This is a genomic window from Magnetospirillum fulvum MGU-K5, assembly GCF_000442515.1.
In the GTDB taxonomy this organism is placed as follows: Bacteria; Pseudomonadota; Alphaproteobacteria; order Rhodospirillales; family Magnetospirillaceae; genus Phaeospirillum; species Phaeospirillum fulvum_B.
This window is the reverse complement of record NZ_AQPH01000084.1, coordinates 1-14,596: the sequence shown is the minus strand read 5'-3', so window position 1 is coordinate 14,596 and position 14,596 is coordinate 1. Positions and strand designations below refer to the sequence as shown.

General features: G+C 65.2%; 12 protein-coding genes. 2 read left to right on the top strand and 10 right to left on the bottom strand.

Going from position 1 to position 14,596, the window contains the following annotated elements:
• Positions 1-862: AMP-binding protein (locus tag K678_RS15420; RefSeq protein ID WP_155804576.1), on the bottom strand; the 862-nt coding region annotated here is incomplete at its 3' end.
• A gap of 319 nt (positions 863-1,181) precedes the next feature.
• Positions 1,182-1,595: a bacteriohemerythrin gene (locus K678_RS17970; protein ID WP_021133403.1), complete on the bottom strand. Its 414-nt coding sequence runs from the start codon at positions 1,593-1,595 to the stop codon at positions 1,182-1,184.
• A gap of 145 nt (positions 1,596-1,740) precedes the next feature.
• On the opposite strand from K678_RS17970, the gene hcp reads away from it, so the two are divergent.
• The gene (gene hcp, locus K678_RS15410) at positions 1,741-3,309 is read left to right on the top strand and encodes a hydroxylamine reductase (RefSeq protein ID WP_039853476.1); all 1,569 of its coding nucleotides are present in this window, start codon (positions 1,741-1,743) and stop codon (positions 3,307-3,309) included.
• Between the two features lie 43 nt (positions 3,310-3,352).
• On the opposite strand, the gene K678_RS15405 is transcribed toward hcp, so the two are convergent.
• The 8 genes from K678_RS15405 to cysQ form a co-directional block, all read right to left on the bottom strand.
• Positions 3,353-4,495, bottom strand: a complete 1,143-nt coding sequence (locus K678_RS15405) for an HD domain-containing phosphohydrolase (protein WP_021133401.1) — start codon at positions 4,493-4,495, stop codon at positions 3,353-3,355.
• 82 nt (positions 4,496-4,577) lie between these two features.
• Complete coding sequence (locus K678_RS15400) at positions 4,578-5,708, bottom strand: response regulator (RefSeq protein WP_021133400.1); 1,131 nt, start codon at positions 5,706-5,708, stop codon at positions 4,578-4,580.
• Entirely contained in the window at positions 5,705-8,941 is a 3,237-nt protein-coding gene (locus K678_RS15395) for a PAS domain S-box protein (protein WP_021133399.1), read from the bottom strand. The genes K678_RS15400 and K678_RS15395 overlap by 4 nt, the downstream gene beginning before the upstream one ends.
• Positions 8,938-9,777 carry a phosphate/phosphite/phosphonate ABC transporter substrate-binding protein gene (locus K678_RS15390; protein ID WP_051185957.1) on the bottom strand — a complete coding sequence of 280 codons (840 nt, stop codon included), beginning with the start codon at positions 9,775-9,777 and terminating at the stop codon, positions 8,938-8,940. The genes K678_RS15395 and K678_RS15390 overlap by 4 nt, the downstream gene beginning before the upstream one ends.
• A gap of 85 nt (positions 9,778-9,862) precedes the next feature.
• Positions 9,863-11,272, bottom strand: a complete 1,410-nt coding sequence (locus K678_RS15385; RefSeq protein WP_021133397.1) for an FAD-binding oxidoreductase — start codon at positions 11,270-11,272, stop codon at positions 9,863-9,865.
• An 8-nt stretch (positions 11,273-11,280) separates the two neighbouring features.
• The gene (locus K678_RS15380; RefSeq protein ID WP_039853469.1) at positions 11,281-12,243 is read right to left on the bottom strand and encodes an L-threonylcarbamoyladenylate synthase; all 963 of its coding nucleotides are present in this window, start codon (positions 12,241-12,243) and stop codon (positions 11,281-11,283) included.
• A 36-nt stretch (positions 12,244-12,279) separates the two neighbouring features.
• Complete coding sequence (locus K678_RS15375) at positions 12,280-12,858, bottom strand: GNAT family N-acetyltransferase (protein WP_021133395.1); 579 nt, start codon at positions 12,856-12,858, stop codon at positions 12,280-12,282.
• A 312-nt stretch (positions 12,859-13,170) separates the two neighbouring features.
• Positions 13,171-13,959 carry a 3'(2'),5'-bisphosphate nucleotidase CysQ gene (cysQ, locus tag K678_RS15370; protein ID WP_021133394.1) on the bottom strand — a complete coding sequence of 263 codons (789 nt, stop codon included), beginning with the start codon at positions 13,957-13,959 and terminating at the stop codon, positions 13,171-13,173.
• Positions 13,960-14,079: 120 nt separating this feature from the next.
• Here cysQ and K678_RS15365 point away from each other — a divergent pair.
• Positions 14,080-14,596: EAL domain-containing protein (locus K678_RS15365; protein ID WP_021133393.1), on the top strand; the 517-nt coding region annotated here is incomplete at its 3' end.

Here is a 14,596-nt window from a genome sequence, read left to right as displayed (position 1 = left end):
CCCCCAGGATAATCAGCCGCAGCGAGGGGACATCGCGCGACAGCAGGGACAGCAGCGTCGGCACGGTATCGAGGACGGTGATCCCCGCCTCTCCCAGCAGGTCGGGCAGTTGCTCGGTTTCGGCCAGGGTCCGCGGACCGGCGATCCACAGCCGGGCTCCGACCAGATAGGGAATGAAAATCTCTTCGAGCGAGAGGTCGAAGGCGACCGAGGCCCCCTGGAACACCACGTCGCTGGACTCGATCCCATACAGGCTGTTGGCGGCGCGCAGGTAATGACAGATGGCGCGGTGGGGCACCACCACCGCTTTGGGCCGTCCGGTCGACCCGGAGGTATAGATCAGATAGGCCGGACTATCGGACGTCGCTCCCCGGTCACGCGGGGCCGGCGCGGGTTCTGCCGGGGCCGCATTCAGCAGCGGAGCCACATCGAGAACCGGGGCGGGCAGGGGCTGGGCGATCCGTCCGGCGGTGTCGGCATCGACCAGGATCGCGGCGGCGCGGCAATCGGCTAGGCATTCGGCGATACGGTCGGACGGCGCGTCGGCGTCGAACGGAATATAGGCGGCCCCGCTGCGCAGGATGCCGAGCAGGGCGGCATGGAGATCGATCGAGCGGCTCATCCACAGCCCGACAAAGGCACCGGGACCGATCCCGCGCGCGGCCAGCACCCCGGCAATCCGCTCCGCTCGCGCCGCCAGCTCGGAATAATCCAGGCTGGTGTCGCCGAACGTGACGGCACGGGCGGCAGGAGTGCGGGCGACGGTGGCGGCGAAAATCTCGTCCAGTCGCTCATCGCGCAGCAGGGACGGATCGCGTGGGCCGGGCAGGCAGGCAAGCGCGGGGGGGATAACCTGGGTCATGATGGTCCGGTAAAGCCGACTCTCGACGAACAGCCCCGGCAACGGGGTAATTCGTGCATGGCGTCGAAGGCGGGGAAAAGTAGGCAGTCAGTATAGGGACAGCCCGTGGCCGACGCAATCGCCGCGCGGGCTTTGCCCGCCGCCGTCCGTGCGAAAGGGTTGACTTCAAAGAAAACGCACATTATACTCATTTCAGATGTTGAGCCCTAGATTCTCTTTGGCCAGCCTCCCTCTCTGAGACAACACCTCTACCGCCCGGGAAACCGGGCGGTTTTTTATTGAACAGGGGAGTGCGGTCGTCTTTGCGACGGCGGGGGATTTAGCCCTGGTCGGACAAGCGCGCGCGGACAAAGGGGGCGTAGCGCATATCCTCGGACAGGATATGGTCGATCAGCCAGGAATGCAGGTGATCGTGCAGCCGGGCGATCGAATCCGGGCCGGGTTCGATGATACATCCGGCGACCATCGCGCCCAGGCGGTGACCAAATCCGGCATGGCTTTCGGCATGGTCGGAGATATCGGGATAGCCCAACCGTTCCAGCATCTCCTCCTCGCGGCGGAAATGGTTCTCGGCATAATCAATCAGCGTGTCGATCACCGAGCCGAATCGAGCCGGATCAACGCCCTGCGACAACATTGTGTCGAGTTCGTTGATCAGCCGAACCAAGTTGCGGTGATCCGCATCGACCTCGGCGACGCCTGTTTCCAGGCTGCTGTTCCACTCTATCGTCATGATCTGCATCGTTGCAGAGCGGGTGTATCAAGTCAATCGGGCGGACTTGACCGGCGTCAAGGCCGGGGCCGACGCGATCGGGCACAGTGACGGTGACATCGGGCCAGGAATGCTGGTTTCCGCACATCAGGGAAGGGGACTCCACATGTTCTGTTATCAATGCGAACAGACGGCACGCGGCACCGGCTGCACCGAGGTCGGCGTTTGCGGCAAAAGCGCCGACGCGGCCGGGTTGCAGGATCTGTTGTTGGATGTCGCCAAAAGCCTCGCTCTCGGTCTTGCCGCCGTTCCGGCGGTGCAGCGTCCGGCCGGCAGCGGTGAGATGCTCGAAGCAGCGCTGTTCGCTACCGTCACCAACGTCAATTTCGACACGGCCCGGCTGGAATCGATGATTCGCAGCGTCGCCGACACGGCGGGACGAGACCTGCCCGCCACCAGCACCGAACTGAACACCCTGGCCGAACTGGTCGGGATCGCCGCCCGTCGCCGTGTCGATGGCGACGACGTGACGGGTTTGCAGGAATTGCTGACCTATGGGCTGAAGGGGATGGCGGCCTATGCCCACCATGCCCGTCGCCTCGGCCAAATCTCGGCGTTGGTTGATGATTTCACCGTCGAGGCGCTGGCGGCGCTGGCGCGGGGCGAAACCGATATCGGGCGGTTGCTCGACCTTACCTTGCGCTGTGGTGAAGCCTCGGTCGCGGTGCTGGCTCTGCTCGATGCCGCCAATACCGGCACGTTCGGTCCCCAGACCCCCGGCGCGGTGCGGATGGGCCATGTCCCGGGCAAGGCGATCCTGGTTTCCGGCCATGATCTCGGCGATCTGAAGGCGCTGCTGGAACAGACCGAAGGCACCGGGATCAACATCTACACCCATGGCGAGATGCTGCCCGCCCATGCCTATCCCGAACTGCGCCGTCACGCTCACCTTGCCGGTCACTTCGGCGGGGCCTGGATGTGGCAGCGGCGCGAGTTCGACACCTTCCCCGGCGCGATCCTGATGACCACCAACTGCATCCAGCGCCCGGCCGACAGCTATGCCGACCGTCTGTTCACCTGCGGCCCGGTGGCGTGGCCCGGCATCGCCCATGTCAGCGGTCAGGATTTTTCGGCGGTGATCGCGGCGGCGCTTGAAGCTCCGGGCTTTACGGACAGCGCCTCGACCGGCGAGCATCAGGTCGGCTTTGGCCACCATGCCGTGCTGGGGTTGGCCGACACCGTCGTTGGCGCGATCAAAAGCGGGGCGGTCAAGCATTTCGCCGTGATCGGCGGCTGCGACGGCACCGATACCGGGCGCTCTTATTACACCGATCTGGCGGCGGGTCTGCCGCAGGATTGGATCATCATGACGCTGGGCTGCGGTAAGTTCCGTCTGCTCGGTCATGATTATGGTCAGATCGGCCCGCTGCCGCGCCTGCTCGATATGGGCCAGTGCAATGACGCCTTCTCGGCGATCAAGGTGGCTCAGGCCCTGGCCGAGGTGTTTGGCTGCGGTCTCAACGATCTGCCGCTCAGTCTGGTCCTGTCGTGGTACGAGCAGAAAGCGGTGTGCGTGCTGCTGGCCCTGCTTCATCTCGGGGTCCGCAACATCCGGATCGGGCCGAGCCTGCCCGCCTTCGTCACTCCGGCGGTGCTTCAGGTGCTGGTCGACAAGTTCAACGTGATGCCGGTCGGCGGCGTCGCCGACGATCTGAAGGCGCTGACGGCGGCCTAAAGACCGGGACCAGGATTGGGGGCGGCCTTGCGCCCCCAATCCTTTAGGCTCGGACCTTGATCGGTTCGATGAAGGTGAAGATCCGGCGCAAATTGCGCAGCCGCTCCAACTGGGCCTCGGAAATCTGGCTGTTGGCGGCCAGGATCAGATGTCCGTTGGTCTGACGGATGTCGGACAGGATCGTCTGTCCCACCCGCAACGAAGATAGCGGAACCTCGATCACCGTTGCCGTTTCGGTTGAAAGGGTTTTTTCCAGCGCGATCCGCACCCCGGCCAGCAGGCGCGGGTCATAACGCTCGCGGTGGACATCCAACGCAGCAAAGGCAGTGCGGGTCAGCGGCCCTCCCTCGGTGGCCAGGGCAAGATCCTTTAGCACCCGCAGCAATCGGGCATCGAACGGGATCGCATCGCCGGACGGGCCGTCGGCGGGAAAGCCGCTGCCATCAAAACCCTTGTCCTGGTAATAGAGAATCTCCGCCACCTTTTCCAGGCGGGGGATGTTCGACAGCAGATTGCGCGCCGCCTCGGGGGCGCGTTCGACAATCTGGCGTTCGATGTCGGTCAGGGTTTCGCCCGCGCGCAAGCGGGCGATGATCTCGGTCGGGACCGCCACCTGACCGATCCCGATCAGGGTCGCAGCGATTTCGAGCTGCCAGCGGGTCGGCATCCGCATCTCGACCGCCAGCAGCCGCACCCATTCGCGCAGTCGCACCGCCAATTGGTGGCCGACCGGATCGTTCATAGACACCAGATCAACCAGCAGCTTCAGGCTGCCGCTCAGGGTCTTTTCCAGCAGGTCGCGTTCGGCGGTGACCAGACGGTATTGCTCGATCCCGGCCTGGATTCCCTCGCGCAGCAGATCGGTCGGACAGGGTTTGGTGTAAAAACGCAGGATCGCGCCGTGATTGACCGCGTCGATCGCGGTGGTCTGGTCGGCATTGCCGGTCAGCATCATCCGCACCGTGTCGGGGGCCAGGGCACGGATCGCCTTTAACGTTTCGATCCCGTCCATATCGGGCATCCGCATGTCCGAGATCACCACGGCAAAGGGCGGCCCGGTGCGGACGGCCTCGACCCCGGCCTTGCCTCCCGGAGCGGTGACCAGATCGAACTCCTCGTCGAACAGGCGGCGCAGGCCGGAGAGAAGGTGAGGATCGTCGTCGATCAGCAAAACCCGGTCGGCCATGGTTATTCCCCGCTGCGGTCCAGCCCTGCCAACGTGCGCCACAAGGGAACGTGGCCGTCGTGTCTGGCCTCGATAAGATACGTCATGTCGAGATCGCGGTCGATCCGGCTGCCGGGGGAAGCAGTGGCGAGGGCGGCCCCAGTACATGGGCGGCGTGCAGCGCGGTCAGGGCCAGATTGTCGCGGCCGGGGCAGGCAGAGGGGGCGCAATGATAAACCAGCGCCTCGACCACGGGATCCGAGAACCCCCACAGCCCCAGCAGATAGCCGCCAATCGCGGCGTGACCGGCACCAAAGCGGGCGGTCTCCGCCTGTTGCAGCGTTTGCCCCGGCCTCAGATCGGCCAGCATCGCCTGATAGGCGGTGGGGTGGGCGTCGAGCAGCACGACACTCCCGATATTAGCCAGCATCGCGGCGATCTGGGCCGATTTGACGGTGGCGACGTCGCCACCTTCGCTGGCGGCAATCCGCTCGGCCACGACCGAGAGGGCGAGGCAGTGTTCGGTCAGGGCTTCCAGCAGGGGGGCAAGCTCGGGCTTGCCCGCGAACTGGCGGAACAGCCCGGCATGGAGCACCAGCGCCTGGATCACCTCGATCCCCAGCAATCGGACCGCTTGAAACGGGGTGGAAACCGACCCGGCAGACGAAAAATAGGCCGAGTTGGTCACCTTCAGCACTTCGGCGGTCATCGCCATGTCCTGGGCGATGATATCGGCGATGCTCTTGGCCGAACAATCCGGCGAGATCAACTCGGCCTGAAGGCGTCCGTAAATCTCGGGCAGGCTGGGCAGATTGGTCAGCCCGGCCAGGGTGCCATGCAAGGCGGGGGTATCGAGCAGCGAGCGCAGCGAGATTTGACGGGCTAGGGCGCGCAGCAGCGTTTCGGCATCGCATGGCTTGGCGAGATAGATGTGGGCCGGGCCGACCGTCCGCAGCACCGCGTCGGAATCGGCATAGCCCGACAAAATCACCCGGATCGTCGCCGGATTGAGATCGCGGACATGGCCGAGCAGGGTGGCCCCGTCCATCCCCGGCATCCGCATGTCCGACACAACGACGTCGAACGGCTGGCGACGGATTTCGGCCAAGGCCTCCTCGCCCGAGGAGAAGAAGGCCATCTCCCACGTCTCTTCCTGATCGGCCATCGCCCGGCGGATGCCGCGCAAGATGTGCGTCTCGTCATCGACGAAGGCGATCCGCGCCGGTGTCGTCATGCCGCGCTGTCCTCGACAACGGTTGTCCCGGCGAGCGGCAGGCGGATTGTGAAGACGGCACCTTGGCCCGGTTCGCCCCCCGCTTCGATCGTGCCGCCATGCTTGACCGTCACGACGTCGCGGCAGATCGCCAGACCCTGGCCGGTGCCCTTGCCCACCGGCTTGGTGGTGAAGAACGGATCGAACAGACGGTCGCGGATCGCAGGCGGAATGCCGGTTCCGGTGTCGGCGACGCTGATCTCAACCCAATCGCCATCGCGCCGGGTCGAGATTGTGATCGTGCCCGGCAACGGCTTGCCCGCGCTTTCGATCGCCTGGGCGGCGTTGAGAATAAGGTTGAGGAACACCTGATTGATCTCGCCGGTGTGACAATTGACCGGGGGAAGGCCGGTGTCGAAATTACGTTTAATTTCAGCAACATGCTTCCAGTTGTTGCGGCAGACTGTCAGCGTGCTTTCCAGGGCGCGGTTGATGTCGGTGGCGGTCTTGGCCGAGGTGCCGGGGTGAGAAAATTCCTTCATCGACAAGACGATGCGGCCAATCTGCCCGACTCCGTCCAGTGATTCGGCGACCGCATCGGGCAATTCGGTCAGCAGGCGACCGATCTTGACGCGCGCTGCGGTTTCCTCGAACTGCCCCGCCGCCGCGGCGAGATCGGGGGTGGCGGCAGCCTGGACCGCCAGATCGCGCCCCGCCTCGACCACGCTTTTCAATTTGGTCAAGGCGCCGTCGAGATAGCGCAGATTGTCGCCGATATACTGGATCGGGGTATTGATTTCGTGGGCGATCCCGGCGGCAAGCTGGCCGATGCTGGCCAGCCGGGCCGATTGCATCGTTTCGTGCTGGGCCAGTTTCAACACCCCGATATCGCGGAAGGACAAGATCACCCCGCGTCCGATTTCGTCGTCGATCAACGGCGCACAGGAATAGGCCACCGCCAGGGGGCGGCCGCTGGTCAGGATAAAGCGGGCGTCGTTGTCCGAGGGTGCGGTGCCGCCATCCAGCATCTTGCGGAAGGGCGATTGGGCGAAATCGACCGCGCCTGCGGCGGTATCCAGCCGCATGAAGGTATCGAGCGGATAGCCCTCGATATCGGAGATGTCGCCGCATTCCAGCAATTGCCGCGCCGATGGATTGGCGAAAACAAGCTGTCCATGGCGGTCGGTGACCACCACGCCTTCGACCAGACTGTCGGTGATGCCCTTCATCCGCTCGCGCGACGAGCGCAAGGCGGCCTCGGTCCTGGCCCGGATATCGACGGCGCGGACCAGTTCGGCGGTGCGCTCGGCGACTTGGCGTTCCAGTTCCTTTTGCTGGTTGGCCAGGGTCCATTCGTAATGCAGGCGAAGGGTGGCATCGCGGACCAGCAGCACCGCGCCGCCGATCTCGCCCGCTTCGACAATCGGTCCGATGTAATAATCAATCGGCAGCGGCTGCGAATTGCCGCGGGTGACGATCTGGCCACGCCCGGTCTCGGCGTGGCCGTCGCGGCAGGCGGTGACGATGCCGGGGGCGGCGGCGGTCTGATTTTCGGGTGCGGTGTCGCCTAACAACTCGATCAGTGCGGTTCCGATCATCCGCTCGTCCGAATAATCCAGCAGCGCCGCAGCGGCCGGATTGGCAAAAGTGACCCGTCCGTCGCGATCGAGACCCAGAATCCCTTCGCCCGCCGCCCCCAGGATCAGGGCATAGCGCCGCCGCAGGATGTCTAACTCGACCTCGCGGCGTTTCAGTTCGGTGATGTCGGTACGGACCGAGACAACTCCGCCTTCCCGGGTGGAGAATTCGCGGCTTTGGAACCAGTGGCCGTCATGGGTCTGGACAATGAAGACCTCGCCATTGGCGTCACGATGGCGGCGGATACGATCATCGATCCAGGTGTCGAAATCCCGTCCGCCGATATTGAACAGGCGGTGATCGTAGGCATAGGTAATGATATCGCGAAAGGTAACGTCGCCGTCCGCCGTTTCCTGGTCGATCCGTAACAGGCCGCGATAGGCCGCATTGCTGATCACCAGATGATCATTGACGTCATAAACCGCGATGGCGTCGGCCAAACTCTCCAGCGCATCAACCAATTGCTGTTGGGCGCGCTGGGCGCGGAATTCGGCCAGGGCCTCGCGGGTGATGTCGGCGCCTACGCCGCGATAGCCGGTGAACCGGCCATCGGCATCGAACACCGGGGTACCGCTGACCCGCACGGTGCGGAAGTCCTTGCCGCCCGGTGGGCCGATATTGATCGTCAGATCGCGGAAGGGGGCGCGTTCGGCCAGATCGTGGCGGTATTGATCGGCCATCTCGGGCAAATCGTTCAGGCCGAGATCGAACCAGGTCAGACCGACCACCGCTGCCGGGGTCACCCCCAACACCGAGGCGATCAGTTCGGAGGCATAGGTCAGCCGACCCTGGTCGTCGCTTTCCCAGAACCAGTCCGATGCCGAGGCGGCCAGATCGCGGAAGCGGGCTTCACTGGCCCGCAATTCGGCTTCGACCTCCTCGCGGCGGCGGATCGCGATGGTCAGGTCCTGGACCCGCTCGTGGACGGCGCGCGACATCGCGTTGAAGGCGCGGCCCAGACGGCCGATGTCATCGTCTCCCTCGGCCATTTCGACCGAGCCGTAATCGCCTTGTCCGACCGCCTCGCTCATCCGGGCAAAGGCGGTGAGATGGCGGGTCAGCCAGATGCCGATCGCGGTCAGCAGCGCCGCCGACAGAGCAATCTCAGCGGCGGCGATCGCCAGACTTTGCGAAAACTGGGTGTGCAGCGCCGCGACCTGCTCATCAAGGTTCAGCCCGAATTGCAGCCGCCCCAGATCCTGTCCCAGCAGTCCGACCGGAGCGCCGACGTCGAATCGGTGGATTCCCGGAGCCTTCTCGTTAAACGAGAGGCGGGACTCCACCACGGGCAGTGGAGTGATCTTGTCCCATCCGCTGATGGCGATGACCCGGCCCCGGGCGTCCTCGACCGCCAGATAATCAAGCGCGTTTGAAACCCGGCTTTCGTCAAGGATCGCCTGAACGGTGGCGTGGTCGCGCTGAGCCAGCGGGGTGATCAGCGCCGCCTGGAGCACCGGCACCAACTGTTCCGCCTGGGACTCGGCCTGGGTTTCCAGACTGACGGACAACACCCGCAATCCGTTGCCGACCATCAAAGTCAGCATCACCGTTTCGACCAGAATCGCGGGGATCAGCAACCGGGCGCGGACAGTGCGGATATGGAACGGCCAGATCATGGGGCAGCCTCGCGCAGCAGGGTGCGGACTTCCTGGGCGAAGGGATCCATTGCCGCCAGATCCTGATGTGTCACCGGGCGGTAGCCAGAGAGAGCTGTACTGTTGAAATAATTCTTGCCTGCCGCAGAGGCGGCAAAGGCTTTCAGCGCGGCGAGGATGGCCGGTCGTTGCTCGGCCAAGGCACCGTTCAGCATGTAGACCCGGCCCAGCATCGGCTCGGAGCGGGCGAGAATGCGCAACTTTGCCTGAACGTCGGGGGCTAGGTTCTGGAACACGGCGGTGGACATGAAGCCGGCGGCAGCTTCGTCGGCCAGCAGCAATTGCGCCATGCTGTCGGCGGCGCTGACATAGCGGGTCTGAATCACGGCGATGCCGTGATCGGCGACCCAGTGGCGTCCCCACTGCGTCACCAGCGAGGTCGGACTAAGCCCGATCACGATTTTTCCGGTCAAGTCCTCGGGGTGGGTAATCGGCGCATTGCCCGCCACCACCACCACGGCGCGGAACTCGGCCGAATAGGTGACGAGCGGCAGGTAGTCCGCATCCTGCTGCAAGAGCCGGGCCTGATGCCCGGTGGTGATCGCGATGTCATAGTCGTGGGCGAGGGCGCGGCGGACGAACGAAGTGAAATCGGGCGCGGTCTGAATCTCGACCTTGCGGCCCAGTTCGGTCTCCAGCCGTTCGCGCAGGGGCTGGTACATTTCCAGCACGACGCGGGCGCTGGTGTGGGGAACCACGCCGATCCGCAGCGTGTCCTCGGCCCGGCTGGCGGTCGAGGGCAGGATCGCCGTCGCCACCATCGCCGCCATGAGTCCCATCAACGTTCGTCTGCGCATTGTCGGCTCCCCCGTAAGGGTGTTTCCGACTAAAGATATAGCGCAAATCGCAGAATTTCTATAGCGTTCGGGTTGGCTTTGTCGTTCACCGGGGGATCAGCACCGCGCCGGGATTCATCAATCCGTCGGGGTCGAACGCCTGCTTGATCCGGTGCATCAGGTCAAGATCGACGTCCGGTTTGATCCGGACCAGTTCGGCGGCTTTCAACCGGCCGATGCCGTGTTCGGCCGAAATCGAACCGCCCATCGCCGTGACGACATCGTGGATGATCCGGTTGAGCCGGGGCCATTGATCGAGGAAGGAATCCTTGTCGGCTCCCACCGGCTGGGACACGTTGAAATGGATGTTGCCGTCGCCGATATGGCCGAACGCCACCGGGCGCGCGCCGGGCAAGGCCTCGGCTACTGCCGCGCAGGCCCGTTCGATCAGTTCGGGAACCCGGGAGGTCGAGACCGAGATGTCGTGCTTGATGCTGCCGCCTTCGTGCTTCTGCGCCTCGGGGATCGATTCGCGCAGCCGCCACAGCGCTTGACGCTGTGCTCCGCTTTCGGCCAGCACCGCGTCCAGTGCGGTGCCGTCTTCCAGCGCCTGGGCCAGCACGGACTCGATCGCCTCACGCAGTCCGCCCGGCCGCGACGACGACAATTCCAGCAGCAGCACCCACGGTGCCGGGGTTTGCAACGGATCGCGCAGGCCGGGGATGTGACGCACCGCGAGATCGAGGGCGAGGCGCGACATCAATTCACAGGCGGTGACGGCATCGCCGCTTGCCCGTCGCGCCTGCCCCAACAGGGTCAGCGCCGCCTGGGGGCTGGGCAGGGCGATCAGCGCGGTCTGACGCTCGGCAGGGCGGGGATACAGCTTCAGCACTGCGGCGGTGACGATCCCCAACGTTCCTTCCGAACCGATGAACATTTGGGTCAGAGCATAGCCGGTATTGTCCTTGCGCAGCGCCTTCATCCCGTTCCACACCCGCCCGTCGGGCAGCACCACTTCCAGCCCCAGCACCAGATCGCGGGTCGAGCCATAGCGCAGCACGTTGGTCCCGCCGGCATTGGTGGCGATGTTGCCACCGATCCGGCACGATCCCTCGGCCGCCAGCGATAACGGGAACAGGCATCCCACCTCGTCCGCCGCCGCCTGGATCGAGGCCAGGATGCAGCCCGCTTCGACCGTCATGGTGAAATCGACCGGATCGACGGCGCGGATGCGGTCCATCCGCTCGGTCGCGATCACGATTGCCCGCTCCAGCCCGGCGGGAACCCCGCCGCCGCACAAGCCGGTGCGTCCGCCCTGGGGCACAATTGCGATCTTGGCTTCGGCGCAGGCGGCGACCAGGGCGGCGACCTCGGCGGTCGATCCGGGTCGGGCCACCGCCAGGGCGGAACTGCGGTACAGGCCGCGTTCCTCGATCAGATAGGGGGCCATATCGGCGGGATCGGTCAGGAAATGGCCCGGCCCGACAATCGCGGACAGATGGTCAAGAGAGGTCATCGTCGCTTTTATCCTCTGGGAGCCGCCGCCCGGCGCAGACGGTCGTTGATCGCCAGCCCCAGCCCGGCATCGGGGATCGGGCGGACGGCGATCCCGGTAAAGTCGGGGCGGTCGAGCGCACGCAGCATCGAAAACAGATTGGCGGCGGCTTCGGTCGGGTCGCCGCTGGGCGACAGGTTCAAGGTCGCGTCGCCGGGGCCAAAGCCCAGCACCGCTTCGCCTGGGGCGGCGTCGCTCGCGTCGAGCCGGACCGGCAGGGTGGGGGCGTAATGGCTGGACAGCATTCCCGGCGCGCGGGGGGCGGTCGGCGAGCCTGCCTCGGGACTGGGGCGTGCCGGACGGGTTCCCAGCACCGCTTCCAACTCTTCGAGGGCGATCCCACCCGGCCGCAGCAGCAAGGGCACCGGGCCGGTGAGGTCGAGCACGGTCGATTCGACCCCGACCCGGCAGGGGCCACCGTCCAGGATCATCCCGACCTTGTCCCCCAGCGATTGGGCAACATGGGCGGCGGTGGTCGGGCTGACCGCGCCCGAGCGGTTGGCCGAGGGTGCCGCCAGCGGGCGGCCAAAGGCGCGGATCAGGGCCAGCGCGATCGGATGATCGGGCATCCGCACCGCGATGCTGTCCAATCCGGCGGTGGCGAGCAACGAAATCGGCGAGTCGCTTCGTCTGGGCAGGACCAGGGTCAGCGGGCCGGGCCAGAACCGCGCCGCCAGCGCCTGGGCCAGCGGGCCAAATTCGACCAGGGCGGCGGCGGCCTCGACCGAGGCGACATGGGAAATCAGTGGGTTGAAGCTGGGGCGACCCTTGGCGGCAAAGATCGCGGCGACGGCGGAATCGCTGGTGGCGTCGCCGCCCAGCCCGTAAACCGTCTCGGTGGGAAAGGCAACCAGACCGCCCTGGGCCAGCAAGGAAGCGGCTTCGGTCAGGCGGTCGGGCGGGATCGAACAGGGGAGGGGAGCGTCAGACATGGCGCTTTGGGTATAGCGCACTCCGGCGGCAGAATCCTATCCCTTCGCACGTCCGGGCGGGGCGGCTCCGTTGACCAGCGCGCCATAGCGGTCGAACAATTCGGCCCAATCGCGAAACACCGCGAACAGGCCGCTCGACATCTCCTGCGACACGCTGAGCGGGTCGGGCGGCGGCAGCGGCAGATGGGCTTCGGCCTCGCCCTGAGAAAACTCGATCTCCATCCCGGCGCGGCGGGCCAGCGCCACCATGCCCCGATTGTCGGACAGGCACAGGGTATAAAGCTTCTCGGCGCGGCGGTTGCGGGCGAACACCACCGCCTGATTAAACAATTCCGACCCCAGCCCGCCCGAGCGATGCTCGACATCGACGCTGATGCCGACCTCGGCGACGGCGCTGTCGCTGTCAAAGGCGACATGGGCCGCGGCAATCACCCGGTCGCGCAGCGTCCCCACCAGGATCAGTCCATCTTCGGGGATATTGGCGACATGGTGGTCGATCCATTCGTCACTGACCCCGGCGCGGGTAAAGCGCAGATGACGGTCGTCGGGCGACAGACGTTTGAGATGGGCGGCATAAGCCGACCGTTCGTGCTGTGGAAGCCGGCGGATCAACATGGGAATACCGAGGATAGTGAATGGGGCTTCCCGACAGATGGGGGCTGAGTGGGCAAAGGGGAAGGGGGACAACGAAAAGGCCGCCGGACGGGCCGACGGCCTCTCTATCGTGAAAAATCGGCAGGACCCCCGATGGGCGGATCGCAATCCGCCGCAACCACTATGGGTTGTGAGTTCCGACCAAGTCACCGTAAGTGAACTACGGCGGCTAAGGGTGAAAGGTCGTTCCTTTCACCCCCTCAGAATGGCTCTTTCGTAGGAAAAATGCAACATTTTTGACATGCGGGGTGACTGCGGCCCAGGCGGGTGCGGCTACACGCGTTGGGTGATCGGATCGGGACCGCGGGCGACGAAATCGGGGTTGAGGAAGCCCGGTTTGGCATAGGCCAGCGGCACGCCGTCAAAGCTCTCGATCACCCCTCCCGCTGCCCGCAGCACGGCATGGGCGGCGGCGATGTCCCATTCGCAGGTGGGGCCAAAGCGGGGGTAGAGATCGGCCGATCCCTCGGCGACCCGGCACAGTTTCAGCGACGATCCGGCGAAATCGAGTTCCGGCTGTTCGAAGCGGGCGATCCATTGCGTCAGCAATTCGGGCTGATTGTGCGATCGGCTGGTGACGACCCGGACCCCGCTGGCCGGGCGGGGGCGGCAGGCGATCGGCTGGCGCTGTCCGTCGGCATCGACCCGGAAGGCTTGGCCGTCCGCGCCCGACCACAGCAGCCCCGGCACCGGAGCCAGCACCACGCCCGCAACCGGAACGCCGCCCGCGATCAGGCCGATATTGACGGTGAACTCGCCGTTGCGGCGGACGAATTCCTTGGTGCCGTCCAGCGGATCGACCAGCCAGAACGGGCGGTCGCTCAACACCGGCACGCGTCCCGCCGCCACCTGTTCCTCGGCGACGATCGCGAAATCGGGAGTGAGCGCGGCCAAGCCGGGCAGGATGATCGCCTCGGCCCGCAGATCGGCCTCGGTCACCGGCGAGGAATCCGCCTTGTGGCGAACGGTGAAATCCTCGGCATAGATGTCCATGATGGCGGCCCCGGCCTTGCGGGCCAGCTCTTCCAGGGCGGGGAGCAGATCGGTGTAAGAGTTTGTCATGATGGGACAAAGAGTAAGCGATGCCGACCTGCCGCGCCAGTCAAGGTTAATGCCTCGCACGGGCGCGTTGACCCGGCTCTGTCGCCCGGAGGATGATGCGGAAGAGACGGGAGACAAAAGATGACCACCCACTGCGGACGATGCCAGGACGGCGTGACCTTCGACGTGCCTTTCACCATGGCATTTCAGCCGGTGATCGATCTGGAGTTGCGCCGGATTCATTCCTACGAAGCGCTGGTTCGCGGCCCCGAGGGCCAATCCGCCGCCAGCATTCTGTCGCAGGTGACGCCGGATAACCGCTATGCCTTCGATCAGGCCTGCCGGGTCCGCGCGATTGAACTGGCTGGACGGCTGGATCGCGGTCGCCGTCTCAACATCAATTTCATGCCCAACGCGGTGTACGAGCCCAGCGCCTGTATCCGCGCCACTCTGGCCGCGGCCGAACGGGTCGGCTTTCCCTGCGACCGCATCACTTTCGAAATCACCGAGGACGAAAGCATCGAGGACCATCTCCACCTGTCGCGGATCATCGATTATTACCGCAGCCAGGGATTCATGGTCGCGCTTGACGATTTCGGGGCGGGGGCCTGCGGCCTTAACCTGCTCGCCAACATTCATCCCGATATCGTCAAGATTG

Bases quoted from the DNA above. Each gene is read 5' to 3' on its own strand.
- K678_RS17970 (WP_021133403.1), bottom strand. From the start codon at position 1,595: ATGACGATAGAGTGGAACAGCAGCCTGGAAACAGGCGTCGCCGAGGTC.
- hcp (WP_039853476.1), top strand. From the start codon at position 1,741: ATGTTCTGTTATCAATGCGAACAGACGGCACGCGGCACCGGCTGCACC.
- K678_RS15405 (WP_021133401.1), bottom strand. From the start codon at position 4,495: ATGGCCGACCGGGTTTTGCTGATCGACGACGATCCTCACCTTCTCTCC.
- K678_RS15400 (WP_021133400.1), bottom strand. From the start codon at position 5,708: ATGACGACACCGGCGCGGATCGCCTTCGTCGATGACGAGACGCACATC.
- K678_RS15395 (WP_021133399.1), bottom strand. From the start codon at position 8,941: ATGATCTGGCCGTTCCATATCCGCACTGTCCGCGCCCGGTTGCTGATC.
- K678_RS15390 (WP_051185957.1), bottom strand. From the start codon at position 9,777: ATGCGCAGACGAACGTTGATGGGACTCATGGCGGCGATGGTGGCGACG.
- K678_RS15385 (WP_021133397.1), bottom strand. From the start codon at position 11,272: ATGACCTCTCTTGACCATCTGTCCGCGATTGTCGGGCCGGGCCATTTC.
- K678_RS15380 (WP_039853469.1), bottom strand. From the start codon at position 12,243: ATGTCTGACGCTCCCCTCCCCTGTTCGATCCCGCCCGACCGCCTGACC.
- K678_RS15375 (WP_021133395.1), bottom strand. From the start codon at position 12,858: ATGTTGATCCGCCGGCTTCCACAGCACGAACGGTCGGCTTATGCCGCC.
- cysQ (WP_021133394.1), bottom strand. From the start codon at position 13,959: ATGACAAACTCTTACACCGATCTGCTCCCCGCCCTGGAAGAGCTGGCC.